Annotated in this window: 15 protein-coding genes and 1 pseudogene; 7 read left to right on the plus strand and 9 right to left on the minus strand. The window is 44.0% G+C overall.

The window, feature by feature from the left end:
- The first annotated feature begins 1 nt into the window (after position 1).
- A complete protein-coding gene (locus L2755_RS14350) occupies positions 2–3,142 on the plus strand; it encodes an efflux RND transporter permease subunit (RefSeq protein WP_248981373.1) in 3,141 nt (1,046 codons plus the stop codon).
- A 117-nt stretch (positions 3,143–3,259) separates the two neighbouring features.
- Here L2755_RS14350 and L2755_RS14355 read toward each other — a convergent pair whose 3' ends face one another.
- Together L2755_RS14355 and L2755_RS14360 are read right to left on the minus strand one after the other, a co-directional pair.
- Complete coding sequence (locus L2755_RS14355; RefSeq protein ID WP_248981374.1) at positions 3,260–3,457, minus strand: DUF4250 domain-containing protein; 198 nt, start codon at positions 3,455–3,457, stop codon at positions 3,260–3,262.
- Between the two features lie 140 nt (positions 3,458–3,597).
- The gene (locus L2755_RS14360; protein ID WP_248981375.1) at positions 3,598–4,887 is read right to left on the minus strand and encodes an alpha/beta fold hydrolase; all 1,290 of its coding nucleotides are present in this window, start codon (positions 4,885–4,887) and stop codon (positions 3,598–3,600) included.
- A gap of 312 nt (positions 4,888–5,199) precedes the next feature.
- Here L2755_RS14360 and L2755_RS14365 point away from each other — a divergent pair, with 312 nt between their 5' ends.
- From L2755_RS14365 to L2755_RS14380, 4 genes are all read left to right on the plus strand, one after another.
- Positions 5,200–5,844 carry an MBL fold metallo-hydrolase gene (locus L2755_RS14365; protein ID WP_248981376.1) on the plus strand — a complete coding sequence of 215 codons (645 nt, stop codon included), beginning with the start codon at positions 5,200–5,202 and terminating at the stop codon, positions 5,842–5,844.
- Positions 5,845–6,198: 354 nt separating this feature from the next.
- Positions 6,199–7,245 carry a ribosome small subunit-dependent GTPase A gene (gene rsgA / locus L2755_RS14370; RefSeq protein WP_248981377.1) on the plus strand — a complete coding sequence of 349 codons (1,047 nt, stop codon included), beginning with the start codon at positions 6,199–6,201 and terminating at the stop codon, positions 7,243–7,245.
- A 359-nt stretch (positions 7,246–7,604) separates the two neighbouring features.
- Positions 7,605–8,096 carry a DUF1097 domain-containing protein gene (locus tag L2755_RS14375; RefSeq protein ID WP_248981378.1) on the plus strand — a complete coding sequence of 164 codons (492 nt, stop codon included), beginning with the start codon at positions 7,605–7,607 and terminating at the stop codon, positions 8,094–8,096.
- A 130-nt stretch (positions 8,097–8,226) separates the two neighbouring features.
- On the plus strand, positions 8,227–9,687 hold the full coding sequence (locus tag L2755_RS14380) for a methyl-accepting chemotaxis protein (RefSeq protein ID WP_248981379.1): 1,461 nt from the start codon (positions 8,227–8,229) through the stop codon (positions 9,685–9,687).
- A 142-nt stretch (positions 9,688–9,829) separates the two neighbouring features.
- Here L2755_RS14380 and xthA read toward each other — a convergent pair whose 3' ends face one another.
- The 5 genes from xthA to L2755_RS14405 form a co-directional block, all read right to left on the minus strand.
- Complete coding sequence (xthA, locus tag L2755_RS14385) at positions 9,830–10,636, minus strand: exodeoxyribonuclease III (protein ID WP_248981380.1); 807 nt, start codon at positions 10,634–10,636, stop codon at positions 9,830–9,832.
- 17 nt (positions 10,637–10,653) lie between these two features.
- Entirely contained in the window at positions 10,654–10,953 is a 300-nt protein-coding gene (locus L2755_RS14390) for a YciI family protein (protein WP_020912037.1), read from the minus strand.
- Entirely contained in the window at positions 10,953–11,498 is a 546-nt protein-coding gene (locus L2755_RS14395; protein WP_248981381.1) for a septation protein A, read from the minus strand. Before L2755_RS14395 ends, L2755_RS14390 begins: the two co-directional genes overlap by 1 nt.
- 347 nt (positions 11,499–11,845) lie before the next feature.
- Positions 11,846–12,226, minus strand: coding sequence for a hypothetical protein (locus L2755_RS14400; RefSeq protein ID WP_248981382.1), 381 nt, complete (start codon positions 12,224–12,226; stop codon positions 11,846–11,848).
- A gap of 105 nt (positions 12,227–12,331) precedes the next feature.
- On the minus strand, positions 12,332–12,844 hold the full coding sequence (locus L2755_RS14405) for a thioredoxin family protein (protein ID WP_248981383.1): 513 nt from the start codon (positions 12,842–12,844) through the stop codon (positions 12,332–12,334).
- A 139-nt stretch (positions 12,845–12,983) separates the two neighbouring features.
- Between L2755_RS14405 and L2755_RS14410 the strand changes: the two are divergent.
- Positions 12,984–13,271: pseudogene (locus L2755_RS14410) on the plus strand (IS110 family transposase); the annotation flags it as partial.
- Positions 13,272–13,447: 176 nt separating this feature from the next.
- Here the strand turns inward: L2755_RS14410 and L2755_RS14415 are convergent.
- Complete coding sequence (locus tag L2755_RS14415) at positions 13,448–13,954, minus strand: GNAT family N-acetyltransferase (protein WP_248981384.1); 507 nt, start codon at positions 13,952–13,954, stop codon at positions 13,448–13,450.
- 328 nt (positions 13,955–14,282) lie between these two features.
- Here L2755_RS14415 and L2755_RS14420 point away from each other — a divergent pair, with 328 nt between their 5' ends.
- Positions 14,283–15,260 carry a transposase gene (locus L2755_RS14420; protein ID WP_248981385.1) on the plus strand — a complete coding sequence of 326 codons (978 nt, stop codon included), beginning with the start codon at positions 14,283–14,285 and terminating at the stop codon, positions 15,258–15,260.
- 279 nt (positions 15,261–15,539) lie between these two features.
- Here the strand turns inward: L2755_RS14420 and L2755_RS14425 are convergent, their stop codons facing one another.
- Entirely contained in the window at positions 15,540–15,908 is a 369-nt protein-coding gene (locus L2755_RS14425) for a hypothetical protein (protein ID WP_248981386.1), read from the minus strand.
- Positions 15,909–16,123 lie beyond the last annotated feature (215 nt).

The following is a 16,123-nucleotide window of genomic DNA, read 5'->3' on the forward strand; positions in this document are numbered from 1 at the left end:
TATGGATACTATTATCTCTTTCGCCCTTAAACGGCGATTACTGGTATTAGCAATGACACTGCTCATTGCAGCGCTGGGTGTTTATAACACCCTTAAGCTGCCAATCGATGCAGTGCCTGACATTACCAACGTACAAGTACAAATCAATACCGCAATCTCTGGATATTCACCGCTCGAATCTGAGCAACGGCTGACCTATGTGATTGAAAATGCCATGGCTGGGATCCCAAGCCTGTCATACACCCGCTCTATCTCTCGCTATGGCTTATCGCAAGTCACGGTGATTTTTGAAGAGGGCACCGATATCTATTGGGCTCGTCAGCAGATCACCGAACGTCTGCAAGGGGTGCGAAGTGAACTGCCTGTCGAGGCCGAGCCTGCGCTTGGGCCTGTGAGTAGTGGTTTAGGGGAAGTATTTACTTACTCTATTCGTGCACTCGATGGGGCGCTAAAAGAGGACGGCAGCCAGTATAACGCCGAAGACTTACGCACCATTCAAGACTGGATCATTCGTCCACAACTGGTCAAAGTTAAGGGTGTGACTGAGATCAATAGCCTCGGCGGTTATGAGCGCGAGTACCAAGTTGCACCAGATCCGGCAAAGTTGCTGGCCTTTAAGGTCACTGTTAATGATGTCATCAAGGCGTTAGATCTTAATAATCGCAATGCTGGCGCAGGTTATATTGAGCGCAGCGGCGAGCAATGGTTAGTGAGATCCCCTGGTCAACTTAAAGACTTGGAAGAAATTCGCCAAGTGGTGGTGACTAAGCGTGATGATGCCCCGGTGCGCATCGGTGATGTGGCAGAGGTGTTTTACGGTAAGCAGCTGCGAACGGGAGCCGCCAGTCAAGACGGTGAAGAGACCGTGCTCGGTACGGCGTTTATGTTACTTGGCGAGAACAGCCGCGTCGTCGCTAAAGAGGTCGGTGAGAAGCTTAAACTGGTTAATGCGAGTCTGCCACCAGGTATTGTTGCTGAAGCGGTTTACGATCGCACCACCTTAGTGGATAAAGCGATAAAAACAGTGCAGAAAAACCTATTTGAAGGCGCTGTATTAGTCATAGTCGTGCTGTTTGCACTGTTAGGTAATTTCCGCGCGGCCTTGATTGCGGCACTGGTTATTCCTCTCAGTATGTTGTTTGCCATTACCGGCATGACTGCCAACCGAGTCTCAGGCAACTTGATGAGTCTGGGCGCGATCGATTTCGGTATTATTGTCGATGGTGCAGTGATCATTGTTGAAAATGCGCTGCGCAGGCTCGGTATGGCACAGCATCAGCACGGTCGATTATTAGTCCTCGAAGAGCGTGTTAAAGTGGTTTTTGAAGCCACTAAAGAGGTATTTCGCCCCGCGGTATTCGGTGTATTGATCATTATGTTGGTGTACTTACCTATTTTCGCGCTCAATGGCGTAGAGGGTAAGATGTTCCACCCAATGGCCTTTACTGTGGTTGCGGCGTTAATAGGTGCATTACTGTTTTCAGTGACTTTTGTCCCCGCAGCAATTGCAATATTCGTTAAAGGTAAAGTGAACGAGAAAGAAAACTGGTTGATGGCGGGTGCGCGTAAAGCCTACGAGCCGGTACTGTTTTTCTCACTCAAACGTCCTTTCATTATTCTTGCAGGCGCTATTGTCCTTATCATAGTGACCATAGTTCAGCTTAGTCGCTTAGGTACAGAGTTCTTACCTAAACTCGATGAAGGTGATATCGCAATGCATGCAATGCGGATCACTGGCACTGGGCTTGAGCAATCGATTGAGATGCAGAAAAAGCTGGAAATTATCATCGGCGAGTTAGATGAAGTGCAGCGAGTGTTCTCTAAAGTCGGTACTCCCGAGGTGGCGACCGATCCTATGCCGCCGAGTGTTGCTGATACTATCTTGATCATCAAACCGAGATCTGAATGGCTCGACCCAAGCAAAACCAAGGCGCAGTTTATTGAAGAGCTCCGTTTGCAAGTTGAGCAAGTGCCGGGTAATAATTATGAGTTTACCCAGCCCATTGAGATGCGTTTCAATGAGCTCATCGCCGGTGTGCGAGCGGATGTGGCATTGAGGATCTATGGTGATGATCTCGATACCTTAAAAGATGCCGGCGATCGCGCCGTGGGATTATTCCAAGGTATTGATGGTGCAACTGATGTGCGCGTTGAGCAGATGTCTGGTTTGCCCACATTATCGGTCGAGCCCAACCGCGACCATTTAGCGCTGCTAGGTTTGACGATTGTGGATGTGCAGCAGGCATTGCAAGTCGCCGTGGCTGGTGTGCCCGTGGGTCTTATCTATGAAGGTGATAGGCGCTTTAAACTGGTCGTTAGAATGGCTGACAACATCAGCCAAGATCTCGACAAGCTCGCCAATATCCCGATAGCGCTGCCGGCGGAGCTCAATCCCGATTTAAGTTATGTGCCGCTGGGAGAGGTGGCCGAACTTAATTTCAAAATAGGCCCCAACCAAATCAATCGCCAAAGCGGCAAACGTCATGTGGTGGTGACGGCTAACGTGGATGGCCGCGATTTAGGCTCGTTTATTGAAGACACTAAGCAAGTGATGTCCAAGCAACTCGCACTGCCAAGTGGTTATTGGAGTGAATACGGTGGCACCTTTGAGCAGTTAGAATCAGCATCAAACCGCTTGATGATCTTGGTACCACTGACATTGCTGCTAATTTTCGGCTTATTATACAGTGCCTTTGGTTCTGTTCGTGATTCGATGATTATCTTCAGTGGCGTACCCTTAGCACTGACGGGCGGCGTGTTGGCATTGGTGGTGCGCGATATGCCATTATCAATATCGGCAGCCGTTGGCTTTATTGCACTATCGGGGATTGCGGTTCTCAATGGGGTGGTGATGTTGAGCTTTATTAAGGAGCTTAAACAACAAGGCCTTGAACTGATTGAGGCGATTAAGCAAGGTGCAAGTCAACGTCTACGTCCGGTGATGATGACGGCCTTGGTGGCAAGTCTCGGTTTTGTGCCGATGGCATTGAATGTTGGTACTGGCGCTGAGGTGCAACGACCTTTAGCCACCGTAGTGATTGGCGGTATTATCTCGTCGACGCTGCTGACCTTAGTGATTTTACCTGTGCTTTACGCATTGGTGTATCGCTATACTCGAAAGGACAGTGCCGATTCTGCTTAAAACAGTCTTTTTAAATAGACTGCTTAAACAGTCTGCTTATAAAAGATGAAGTCGCACTGCTAACACAGTGCGATTCAATAGCAGATGATATGACGATAGGGACTCGCGCCCTATCGTCTATTTTAGGTTTCGATACTGATTACTTAGCGCACTATAATGAAAGCCGATATTGGCAAGCTTAGATTCAAGCAACTGTTTATCGATATCCAGCTCATAAAAGAGTGCGGCTTGATCTGCGCAGGTTAAGCGCAACTTTTCGTTGACGATCCCAAGCAATGTCTCTGCACTAAGTTGTTCAAGATGAGTGATGTCCATCAGCGATGACCGAGTAGTGGGAGTAGCTATTAAATATGGTTTTGCAGGCAAAAAAAAGCAAGCCTTAAAAGGCTTGCAAAAGGTGATATTGGGTGAGGAACAGATTACATTATGTCGTGGTAATCTTAACTGTTTCTTAATTAACGCAAGTTTTCCCCCCGATTAATTGTAATTAATCTATCTAAAATATGCTCGCCATCCATCCGAATACCATTGTGCTCATATTCCGACGTTAGCCAGTACTTTAAGTTACCCACTTTGGCAGCAGTTTCTAGGCTGTAACGCATCTCTACAAACATGTCTTCACTGTAGATAGCAGCAGCGACGGGTACTCTGTTCTGTGCTAATACAGCTTCTTGATACAATGCAGGCCAATCATCTTTTTGCGCCAGAGCGGTCGCTGCTTCTTGCAACGGTTTTAGATTGCTGAACTGATCAAACATCCACGGGTAGACCATCTCTCCGGTAAAGAGGAAGGGCTTGTCAGACGTGTAGTTGAACTGAGGGTATTGCGCTCTAACGCGATGAGCTGACCAATTGGACGCATTGTTTTGACAATAGATAGACTCATGCAGTAGCGCAAAAATAGGGTTGCTATTGTAATCTAACATCTGACAAAAATGGGCCAAAAATAGCGGGTTAACTATGGTGTTACCGTCGGTTTTAATCAATGCTTGCTCGAGTAAATAATAAACGCTTTCAGGACCTTGTTCCATGCCGATGTTGATCCCAAGCAGCTGTAACATCTCAACGGTGAGTCGCTCGCCTGTCGCCAGCTTTACATCATGTTCGCTGATGTGCAGGGCTAAGGCTTGCACCAACTCTTGAGCATCACTAAAGCGCTTGAAAAAGTCATTGTTCTTAGCGATAACGCGCTGGTAAGTGGCTTGATACACTTCATCTGCGCTGCGAGTCAGAGAGGGGATCCCACCAGTGATATAAGCTTCTTTAAGCCCCTCAGGTGCATCATTAAGATATTTTAAAACACAAAACCCGCCAAAGCTCTGCCCCAGAATAGACCATGTCTGTTCACCCACAAGTTGTTTGCGAATGGCTTCAGCGTCGCGAATGATGTTGTCAGCGCGAAAATGGCTCAGATACTCACTTTGCTGGGTCGCATTTAGGTGTGTCAGGCTAGCGGAACTGACAGGGGTCGACAGTCCAGTTCCTCGCTGGTCAAGTAACAGCACTCTAAACTCCTGTAAAGCACGTTTTATCCAACCGCCATTAGCAGCAGGCCTTACCGCACCAAATCCGGGGCCACCTTGAAAGAATACAATAAAGGGCAGTTCTTTATGTTGGTTATCAGGGCTGACAAGTTCGCGGGCAAAAACCTCTATTGTTTCACCGTTCGGTTGCTGGTAATCAAGCGGTAATGTGAAAGTGTGTTTACGAGCAACCATGCCTGCAAAGGTGAGTTGTGTTGTCATGTGATAAACCTTATCTGATTTTTTGAGTATTTTTATGGGCAACAGAGCTGGAGATTATATACCCATCTTACCTGAAGGTGCAGGATTCAGTGGCATATTCAAGTAGGATGGGTATAGACCAAATAGTGAGCAGGTGAACGTTATCAGCTTATCGCTAATTAACTTATCGTTAGTGACTTGGATCTTGCAAACGATAAATGTGACGTTTTTGTGAGCGTTAGTTCATGTTCTACCAATTATTAATAGAGGAAACGCCCAAGTTGGCGTAATCTTTAACCATTCCACAGCTAAAGAATCCTTAGGTGAGTTTTGATGAAGTATCAGTTAATACCAGTCACGCCATTTCAGCAAAATTGCAGTTTAATTTGGTGTGAGCAAACCTTAAAGGGAGCGGTGGTCGATCCGGGCGGGAATCTTGAACGGATTGTAGAAGAAGCAAATAAAAACAATGTAGTGGTTGAGCAGGTATTGCTGACCCATGGTCATATCGATCATGTGGGCGCTGCCAAAGCACTTGCTGAACAGTTAAATATCCCCATTGTTGGTCCACATGTGGCCGATAGTTTTTGGCTAGAAAGTTTACCAAAACAGAGCCAGCACTTTGGTTTTCTCCATTGCGATCCATTTACCCCAAGCCGTTACTTGCAAGAGGGTGATGAAGTTAAGGTCGGTGATCAGCTTTTGTCGGTACTGCATTGTCCTGGACACACTCCGGGGCATGTGGTGTTTTTTGCCAAGGCGGCAGACATTGCATGGGTTGGTGATGTGTTGTTTAGAGGCTCGATTGGCCGAACTGATTTCCCCCAGTCTAATCATCAAGACTTAATTGAATCTATTACTAAAAAGCTCTGGCCTTTGGGCAATGAGGTGCAATTTATTCCAGGCCACGGTCCGCTCTCAACATTTGGGGAAGAGCGAGTACAAAACCCATTTGTCGCCGATCAACTGTTTGAATAGTGGTTATATCGAATTAGAATCCCCATTCAACTGAGGGTGTAATAACCTCTAGCCTCAATTCGGCTATGGAAATGCAGCGCATGCGGCTTTCGATATACGCCAAATTTATTCTATACAAAATATGATATCTCCTCCCTCTATATAGGGAGGATGTAGAAGGTAGCGCGAAACACGCCTGAATAAACCACTATTTAATGTCGTAGGTATAAAATCATAGCAATCTGTCGTTTTTATTCAATTAACCCGTTGAGTAAGTCGCTACTATTGCTCCCCTAGCTAAGAAGTTGAATACACTCGCCTACTAAAAATATCAATGACTGGACGATGCCATCACATCGTGCACGGAGAAAGACCATGGAAAACCCAACGACGACGTTAACACAACTAGGCTGGCGCCCTTTTTTTCAGCAACAACTTAGCCTAGAAGAGTTAACCCTGTTCAGTATTGGCCGTGTAGTCGAGCAGCACAGAAGCCACGTGGTGGTGATGAGTGAGCAAGGATCTGTGAGATTAACCTTCTCCGCGCAAGCTGAGCGTTTATGCGTTGGTGATTGGGCTTTATTTGATGGGTCACAAAGGGTGCATCGTCATTTAGAACGTCAGTCTTTGTTCCAACGAAAAGCGCCAGGCTCGAAAGTGGCGACGCAGTTAATTGCTGCCAATATTGATAGCGTCATGATTATCAGCTCGCTTAATCACGATTTTAACCTTAGCCGAATAGAGCGTTACCTCGCGCTAGCGAAAGAAGCGCAGGTAGAGCCTGTGGTGGTATTGACTAAGGCCGATCAGTGCAGTGATGTGGATGATAAGCGCCAACAAGTACAACAACTCGATCCAATGATGATGGTTCATTCGGTTAATGCACTCGATAGTGAGCAGCTTAAAGCGTTATCTGGCTATTGCCAAACAGGTAAAACGATTGCGTTCTTAGGCTCATCAGGTGTGGGCAAGTCGACACTGGTGAATGGTTTAATGGGCGTTGAGGCGCAAGTCACTAGCGCTGTGCGTGAAGATGATAGCAAAGGACGTCACACCACCACCTCAAGAGCGCTGAAGTGGTTACCCCATGGCGGATTACTGATGGACACTCCCGGAATGCGGGAGCTGCAGCTTAGCCACTGCGAACAGGGTGTCAGCGACACGTTTAGTGAAATCACCGAACTAGCCCAGCAGTGCCGATTTGGAGATTGTAGTCATGAAAGCGAACCCGGTTGCGCGGTTAAAGCAGCGCTAAATGCTGGCATCGTGACAGAGCGTCGATTAAGCAGTTATCGAAAATTGATGCGTGAACAGGCACTGAACGGTGCGACACTGGCCGAGAGAAGAGCTAAAGATAAAGCCTTAGGTAAAATGATCCAAGGGGTGCAAACCGCATCCCGCAGAAACAAGAAGAGTTATTGATTTCTTAGCGAGCTTGTCTGTGAGTGAGCCCTGTTTAACAAGAGCATCTCGTTTTGAGGTGCTTTTTTTGTGTCAGGGGGTTAGCTCAATTAGCCAGAGCCGTCTCAGTTTGAGGTCATTTTCATGACAGAGGCGATTATTACCACTTATTGAATACTCCAATTTAGTTATTCTAGAGTTAGAATATTGTATATTTGTTACGTTTTCGTTTGTTTTGTGCGCTATCGTCCACTTTATTAGCGCTTTTTTGTCATAGATCGTGTTTTTTAGGCTACAAAAGATGGTAATTTAGCGACCTTGATATTAAATGTTGTGTATCGACATTGTAAAAGTGTATATCGCGTAATAGAGAGGGCTTTATGGAGCATCGTTGGCAAATCGCTATATCAGCAGGATTATTGGCAGCCGTATGGGCTGGCTTTGCTGATGTATTTCAACTTGTTACCTGGATAGGTTTTCTTGGTTGTAGCACCTTTTTTGCACAAACCGAATCCGGTGTGAAGGGCATGCTGATGGCGATGACAACAAATGTCTCTGGTGTCTTCTGGGGGTGGCTAATTATTTCTGCAAGCAGTTTTTTTGTCTCTCCAATAATGGGCTATATCTTCACCGGAATAGCAACCGCTGCCATGTGTTTACAAGCAAGCTATCAAAAACTTGCCTTTATACCAGGCGCTTTTATCGGTTGCTGTATCACTTTTGCCATGGGTGGCGATGTCGCGGCAATATTACCTCCTTTACTGCTGGGCGCGGTGCTTGGTTACAGTATGAGTCTATTGACGACTCAACTCATCAGCTTGACTCAAAAATTACAAACGATCATTGCAGCAAATACCGCTAAAGAATCCTAATTAGAATTAGGGCCTAATGTCACCAGCAATTTAAATGCAAAAAGTTAACGCTACTCAACCTAGTTTGTACTGCCGTTGAGTCGATAAAAGTTTATAAATGGTCAAGGCTCTAGGCCAAGGGAGTTTCACGATGAAACAAATTAATTTTCGAACCGTCGATGCGGTACTCATCAAGCTTAGCCTCAATGGCAAGTTCTGGGCCATCTGTACTATGGTCACGTTGCTCACCATAGCAGCAGCTGGTGGCAGCTATATCACTAGTAAGCAGCAGATTGAAGCCGCTTCAATGGCGCGCGCTCAAGCGACAGTGGATGCTTATGCCAATGTGGCCACCAACCTATCTCTGACTGGGCCATCTTTAGCTGATTTTGCTAACGAAAATGGACTGAATATCGGTTTTGTTCGCGAGTCGACACGCAGCAACGATAGCCTTAGCGTGAGTACTCCAATTGATGGTGAGTACATTAATTACACCGTAAATGTCAGCCGCTGGGAACAGGTCGCGTTATCTGATTCGAGTAACATGTTTTGGTTGGCTCTTTTATCGTTATTGCCGCTATATCTAGTCAGTTATTGGACGTCAACATCTCTTGGTGGCGGCTTATGGGATATGTATCAAGCGATAAAAAGACTCGCTGATGGCGATCTTAGTTTGAGACTCAACTTTTTTGGTAAAGATGATTTCAGTTTGATTGCCCGTGAAATTGACCGTAGCGCGGATAACATGAGTGAAATGGTGTCAGCGATTGCACGAAATGCTCAAACGCTTGCAGAGGCTGCTGGAGAGTTTCATCAACAAGCAAGCCAAAATGAGCAGTTAACCCAAGCACAGCATCAGTTCCTGGATACCGTCGCGGTAGCGATGTCACAGATGACCGCAGCTGTTGAAGAGGTTGCGCAAAATGCCTCTAGTACATCAGAGCAAACTGAAATTAACTCATCGCAGGCAGCGAATAGCAAAGTACAACTGACTGCAGCAGTGGCAAGTATTGGCATATTAACAGAGAAAATTGCAGAAGCGTCCGCTTCGGTTGAAGATCTCTCCCACGCAGCGACACAAATCGGTGATGTGGTGACTACCATTAATGGTATTTCAGAGCAGACTAATTTGTTAGCACTTAACGCGGCGATTGAAGCTGCGAGGGCGGGCGAGCAGGGCAGAGGCTTTGCTGTGGTTGCTGATGAAGTCAGAACCTTAGCGAGCCGAACACAGCAGGCGACGGTTGAAATTCAATCCATGATTGAAGGCCTGCAATCGGGCACCCATAATCTGAGTAATATTACTGGCGATATAGTATCCCAAGCAAGTAAGGGTCGAGAAGCTATCGTGTCAGTGAATAATGACGTTGATAAGATGGCGTTATCTATCAGTACCGTATTCGATATGAGCGCGCAAATAGCCGCATCATCTGAAGAGCAGAGTGTTGCCTCTCGCGAGATCGCATCGCAGTTGCATGATATTCGAGGCCAAGCCGAAACGATTAAGCAAACCACTGAACACTCAATTAGTCTGGCAACCGACTTAAATAGCGCCTCAAAGGGATTAGATCAGCTATTAGAGCAATATACTTTGGCAAAGGATACTCACTAATAACTAAGCTTAATTGAATTGAGGCGCTAGACTGCGGTTAGACCAAGGCCGCTAATCATGTAGCTTTGAGTCACAAAATAAACCCATAAAAATGCCAGCATCTATTGCTGGCATTTTTGATTTTATGAAACCACCGTTTAGATTAACTAAAAGTGCTCCAAATCGGCGCGTGATCTGAAGGCTTTTCAATACCGCGTAGCTCATAATCAATATCAGATTCAAGCAGACGCTCAGCAAGTGATTTGCTCGCTAAGACGACATCAATGCGCAGACCGCGGTTATCGACAAACCCCTTGCTGCGATAGTCAAACCAAGAGTATCGCTCAGTGCGCGTTGGATGCAGTTCACGGAAAGTATCAACTAAGCCCCAGTCCATCAGGGTCTTAAGCCACTCACGCTCTTCAAGTTGAAAACTACACTTGCCTGTTCGTAACCAGCGCTTAGCATTAGGCTCGCCAATACCGATATCTAAATCGACCGGAGAGATATTGATATCACCAATGATAGCGATATCTTCATCTGCAGTGTGATACTTATTTAAATATACCATTAAGTCTTTATAAAACTTACGCTTAGCGGGATACTTAGTCTCATGGCTAACATTGTCGCCTTGAGGGAAATAGCCATTTAGCACGGTAAGCGGACGGCCATTTTCCTGCATAAAAGTCCCCATAATCATACGGCGCTGAGCGTCGTCTTCATCGGTTGGGAAGCCTTTTTGAAGCTTTATTGGCTCAGCCTTTGACAGCATAGCCACACCATAATGGGCTTTACCACCATGGAAATGCACCTTGTATCCCATAGCTTCAACATCAGCAAGTGGGAAGGCTTCGTCATGTACCTTGGTTTCTTGTAAACCGATGACGTCTGGCTGGTGGCTATCGATTAAGGCTTGCAGTTGATGCAGTCTTGCTCGCAATCCATTGATATTAAATGAAACTATCTTCAATTTTGAGTTCCTTTTATTTACGGCAATACTAGCTTATAAGGTTTTACAATAACACTTTCATATACGCCAGCGGCAATATAAGGGTCGGCATCGGCCCAGCGCTGTGCATCTTCAAGTGATGGAAAGTCAGCAACCACTAATGAGCCCGTAAAACCCGCTTCGCCTGGATTTTCACTATCGATAGCAGGGTGAGGGCCAGCGATGAGTAGCTTACCTTCATCAGCTAAAAGCTGCAGCCGAGCTAAATGGTCTGCGCGAACCGATAAACGTTTTTCTAAGCTATTTTCAATATCTTGTGATGAAATCATGTACCACATTATTTGAGTTCCTTACGATCTTCTTCAGACATGTTTTTAAATAGATAAAGTACAGTGAGAACGGTATTAATCAAGGTTAAAGCGGTTAGGCCAAACACTTTAAAGTTGACCCAGGTCTCTTGGGATAGGCTAAAAGCAACGTAGATGTTGACGATGGCACATGCCACAAAAAACAGTACCCAATACCAAGTCACATGAGCCCATATCTTATCTGCAACAACGAGCTCTTTGCCCAGCATGCTTTTCAAAATGGGTTTATTCATAAACTGGCTAACCACTAACGCGATTGCAAACAGTGCGTATACTATGGTGACCTTCCACTTAATGAATGAGTCATCATGGAAAATTAAGGTTAGCGAGCCAAATACGGTGACCATTGCAAAGGTAATGAGGTGCATCTTCTCCAGTTTTTTATACAGCATGTAGCTAATGATCAGCTGCAATGCGGTAGCGGCAATCAAGGCGCCACTGGCGACGTAAATATCAAAAAATTTGTAGACGGCAAAAAAGATAACCAGAGGCAGAAAGTCGAGCAACTGTTTCATAGGATAGTGTCAGTTCAAAATGCATAAATGTGTGCTTGAGTTTAGCATGCAAGCCATGAAGGAAAAAGAGTAACAGGCTTACTTGAGCAGTTCGGTAAACCTAGGTTCAGCATGGCTACATTAGGGTGACTAAATTGCCGTAATCTTGTACATTTTGCTGCCGCTAGTTGTTGCAATATGTTGACGGAGTGAGTGTTATTAGTAACTTCGAAGGACTCAACGTTTGGAGCATATCCAAACTTTACCTGTTCAGAGTACGCTTTCCTTTTTTTCTGAGCCATATGTGACAATTTGCTTTAAGGCATCAGCTCGATCCATGCTTTGCTTCATTACGCCATGCTATATTTTTAATCCGCCATTTTGGCGCTGAATCTATCTCGGCCTTTCCAATAATGACATTGCGGACAAAAATCGCCTTCGGGGTAATCAATTCCTTCTTCGTGAGGACAGCCTATGATCTCTTCGACCATACTCACAGACTTCGCCCCGTTTTCATCAATGAAGCATAGTACCTCACTCAAAATCTCTTCTGATTTTCTTAGGTCAGATGAAGAAAACCATTTTTTCATCGGTTCAGCTTGTGCGCCGTCATCACTTATGATTGCGCAAACAACTTTTGTTGCAATATTATTGTTGGGACCATAGAAAGCTATCGTTGCTATTGGGTAACCTTTGTCACCTTTTCGAATCTTTTTGGTCAGTAATTTCTTATTGTTTCCTTGAGCCATTCGGTTACTCCAGCACTGAAAAAATATAACGCTTAGTTAACAGATTAAGTTTTTTGAACAGAGTAAGTACAGCCAACTGTTTTTATCCTTATTCGTTGTACTATTTTATTCTATTAGTTTAACCAACTGACTTTTTGTTAGTGAACCACTCTTTCTAATGACTTCGTCGCCATTTTTAAACACTATAACTGTTGGTAAACCTCTTACACCGTATAATTTACTTAGCGTTGAGTTTAATGATACATCTATCTTAACAACTGCCACATTTTCACAGTATTCTTTTGCAATGTTACTGATTGTTTTATCCATTAACAGGCAAGGTCCACACCACTCGGCCCAAAAGTCGACTAAAACGATACTTTGCTCTGTAACTATTTTTTTAAGTTCAATATCGGAAGTTACATCCATTGGCTCCCCTAAAACAGAGTCTTTTTTATTGAGTCTTTTGGAAATAGCGGATATAGGCCATTTACCTATCGCGATAATATTAGTAACAATCAAAGCTACAAGTAATACTATCCAACCTAAAGCTTTCACTGGAAATAAGTAAATAGAAGATTTCTCGATAAAATCCTCTATGCTATTTAATTTGCCTGTTATGTGATTTCCTAAACTCAATTGATGCTCCAATAGTGCTAGACATAATGACTCCCACGAGGTGCTAGCCTCCAAGTTCGAGGGTTAGTCCAAAATAGTTAAATTGTGCACCAGAGCCATACTGTATCTGTAACCATACAATACTGCACCGGAGGCTAGCATGAGAAAACATAGCATAATTTTCATAGGTTTAGACACTCATAAAGAATTTATTGAAGTCGCCTATGCTGAAGACGGTCGAGAAAATAGTCCTGTACACCTTGGCCGAGTGCCCAGTACCAAGGTTCAACTGCGGAAACTTGCCAGAAAGTTCGAGTCTAAATATCCTCAAGCAACACTACATTTTGTTTATGAAGCGGGACCTTGTGGCTACTAGGTGTATCGATTTTTAACCAGCTTAGGCCACTGTTGTTATGTCGTAGCACCATCCCTCATTCCTAAGAAACCATTGTAAACTTAATAAATAACAGGCCAAGAAAGATACTAAATTACCAAACACCAGCAGAAGTATTTAGATGATTTGATGTGGTGCACTTAGATCTTGAATTCGGCTGAACCGCCCTGTGCGGAGCCGCATGGGGCTGGAGGCTAGACACCTCTGGCTACCTGATTAGCAGATACTTATCACATAAAGCTATATTCGTATAAATTACATGTCTTCCCATTCATTTCATTACGGCCTTTTAATGAAAACCCCAATTTTTTAAGTAGATTGTTAGAACCTCTATTATCGAGCGAGGTTAACGCGACCACAATATTTAAGCCATGATTTTTATGCCCGTCATTAAGCACCGCTACCGATGCCTCCCTCGCGTAACCTTTAGACCAAAATTCATGTAAAAAGGCATAGCCTAAGTCATGATATTCCAATACATCTCTTTTCAGAAAACCACACATACCAATGGGAATATCAGAGTCTTTTAATGACACAATATATTGACCGAATCCAAATTCTGTATAATCAGAAATAGGGCCATCACGCAAATAATGAATGGCATCTTGATGACTTCTTACATTCTTATCAGTAATGTTTTTAATAAATGCTTCTTCATTTAGAAGTTTCAAAATAAAAGCTGAATCACTTTCTTCGACCCGTCTAATTTTAAGTCTTTCTGTTTGACATATTTCCAATATTATAACTCCTACATATTTTAAGGACACTGTACCCTAGCTGCTAACAGCTTATTGATTAGTCGCTCGATAACGTTCTTAGCAACTGTGTTGATTTTGTTAAACGTAGCACTACTAAACTATTGTTGTAAATCGTTTATTTCTCACGTTGCAGTTAAAAATAGGGTCTTTTTTAGTCGGAGAAACAATGCCTGGGTGTTTACTACAAATTAACGGTGCTACAAATTAACGGTGCTACAATTAACGGTGCCATCCATAATAATTTGTGGTATTGCCAAGGGTGACTAAGCTTACTTTATCAGTTGAATTTTGTAATAGGTGAGTTGTTATGCCGCGTCCGAGAAGAACTCAAGTTAGTATCGAAGACACGCCCGCATACCATTGCTGCAGCAGAGTTTCCAGACGTGCTTTCCTCTTTGGAGATGATAAGTACACTGGCAAAAACTATGACCACAGGCGAGGTTGGGTAGAGTCACAGTTACTTAAGCTTGGTGGTATTTTTGCAATAGACATCGCAGCTTATGCTGTGATGTCTAATCACTTACATGTCGTACTTCTGGTCGATATCTATCAAGCAAATAGCTGGACTGATATGGATGTGGTGATCCGCTGGCATCAACTGTTTAAAGGTACTGACATCACACAGAAGTTTGCTAGTGGTGAAGTTATTTTAGGCCATGAGGTCAGCCAGCTGAAAAACTCAATTGCAGAGTATCGAAGTCGACTGAGTGATATATCTTGGTTTATGCGTTGTCTCAATGAGCCTATCGCCCGCATGGCAAACAAAGAAGATAAGTGTACTGGCCGTTTCTGGGAGGGCAGGTTCAAATCACAGGCCTTGCTTGATGAGGCGGCCATTCTAGCGTGTATGGCTTATGTTGATTTAAACCCCATTCGCGCAAAAATGGCAGAAACGCCAGAAGGTTCAGCACACACCAGTATTAAAAGGCGTGTAAAATCTGCGATAAAAGGTGAGCAGCCTAATAGCTTGCTGCCGTTTGTGGGTAATGAACGTAACAATATGCCTAAAGGCTTGATGTTCAACGTTAAAGACTACCTTACCTTAGTCGATGAAACGGGACGAATCATTAGGCACGATAAGCGAGGTGCCATCAGCGCGCAAAGCCAACAGATTCTGACTAGGCTAAATATCTCAGTGGAAAACTGGCTTAAAATCACCAATGAATTTGGTAAACTCTTTAAGGGGCCAGTAGGGACCTTGCAAGAGGTGACTATTTATAGTGAACATTTAGACAAAAGGCGACGACACTACAGTCAGTCGTGCCGACACTTTGATGATTGCTAGAGCGTAGGGATAGCCGACAAGCCCCTATCATACAGCTAACGTTTCGTGCTCAACTCTGAGCTATTCGTTGTGCTTGAAATGTTGTTTTATCCACAATATACCTTCTAAAATTCAATAGTTTTGACTCAAAGCTGCAATAGCCATTAAAAAAATGGTCAACCAGGAGAAATTGTGCGGCTGCGACTTTGAATAAGGATTTGTTGATAGTTATATTATGGATGGCACGGTTATTTATGGGGGCTGAGGGTTAGATACCCTTGGCTACCCGATTATAAGGCTTTACAACAACTTTACACTTGGACAATCAGAGTCTAGAACACTCACGCAATCGTTTAAACCTTTTATAAGATATTCTTTTACTTCTGAGCTTTTAGAAAGAAAACCATTTCGCATACTTTCTTGCGACAGCCAACCAGAATCATGTATTTGAAGAATCCAGTTTTTGGTTACTTCTGGGTTCTCCCAGTATTCAAGCATATCCCCTTCGTCGAGACAGCGGAAACCAATAGGCTGATAAAATATAACTTCAATGCGTATCGCAGAATCTGCAACTACAATAATTTTCAGTTCATCGAGATTATAAGATAACGACTCTATATATGTTTGATTCCCTGTATAGCAAGGAAAGTCTATAAGTGATGCTTTCACGAAATATCCATTGCCTTATAACGCCTCATTAAGAGGCTAAAAATAGTTGGTTAAAATAAGCGACGAAGGAGCAAAAACCAACTGTTTTTTGTCCTTTTAAATGACTTGTTGAACGAAGCCGCTCTGCGGCAGAAAAGATAAAAGCCATCTCTATCTCCCATCCTAAATACTTACTAGTACCGACCCAGTTAGGTCTTTATTACTAGGAGTATTAT

This window comes from Shewanella abyssi, assembly GCF_023284025.1.
Taxonomy (GTDB): domain Bacteria; phylum Pseudomonadota; class Gammaproteobacteria; order Enterobacterales; family Shewanellaceae; genus Shewanella; species Shewanella abyssi.

Excerpts from the sequence above, each read along its gene's own strand:
- L2755_RS14350 (WP_248981373.1), top strand. The coding sequence starts at position 2 with ATGGATACTATTATCTCTTTCGCCCTTAAACGGCGATTACTGGTATTA.
- L2755_RS14355 (WP_248981374.1), bottom strand. The coding sequence starts at position 3,457 with ATGGACATCACTCATCTTGAACAACTTAGTGCAGAGACATTGCTTGGG.
- L2755_RS14360 (WP_248981375.1), bottom strand. The coding sequence starts at position 4,887 with ATGACAACACAACTCACCTTTGCAGGCATGGTTGCTCGTAAACACACT.
- L2755_RS14365 (WP_248981376.1), top strand. The coding sequence starts at position 5,200 with ATGAAGTATCAGTTAATACCAGTCACGCCATTTCAGCAAAATTGCAGT.
- rsgA (WP_248981377.1), top strand. The coding sequence starts at position 6,199 with ATGGAAAACCCAACGACGACGTTAACACAACTAGGCTGGCGCCCTTTT.
- L2755_RS14375 (WP_248981378.1), top strand. The coding sequence starts at position 7,605 with ATGGAGCATCGTTGGCAAATCGCTATATCAGCAGGATTATTGGCAGCC.
- L2755_RS14380 (WP_248981379.1), top strand. The coding sequence starts at position 8,227 with ATGAAACAAATTAATTTTCGAACCGTCGATGCGGTACTCATCAAGCTT.
- L2755_RS14390 (WP_020912037.1), bottom strand. The coding sequence starts at position 10,953 with ATGTGGTACATGATTTCATCACAAGATATTGAAAATAGCTTAGAAAAA.
- L2755_RS14395 (WP_248981381.1), bottom strand. The coding sequence starts at position 11,498 with ATGAAACAGTTGCTCGACTTTCTGCCTCTGGTTATCTTTTTTGCCGTC.
- L2755_RS14400 (WP_248981382.1), bottom strand. The coding sequence starts at position 12,226 with ATGGCTCAAGGAAACAATAAGAAATTACTGACCAAAAAGATTCGAAAA.
- L2755_RS14420 (WP_248981385.1), top strand. The coding sequence starts at position 14,283 with ATGCCGCGTCCGAGAAGAACTCAAGTTAGTATCGAAGACACGCCCGCA.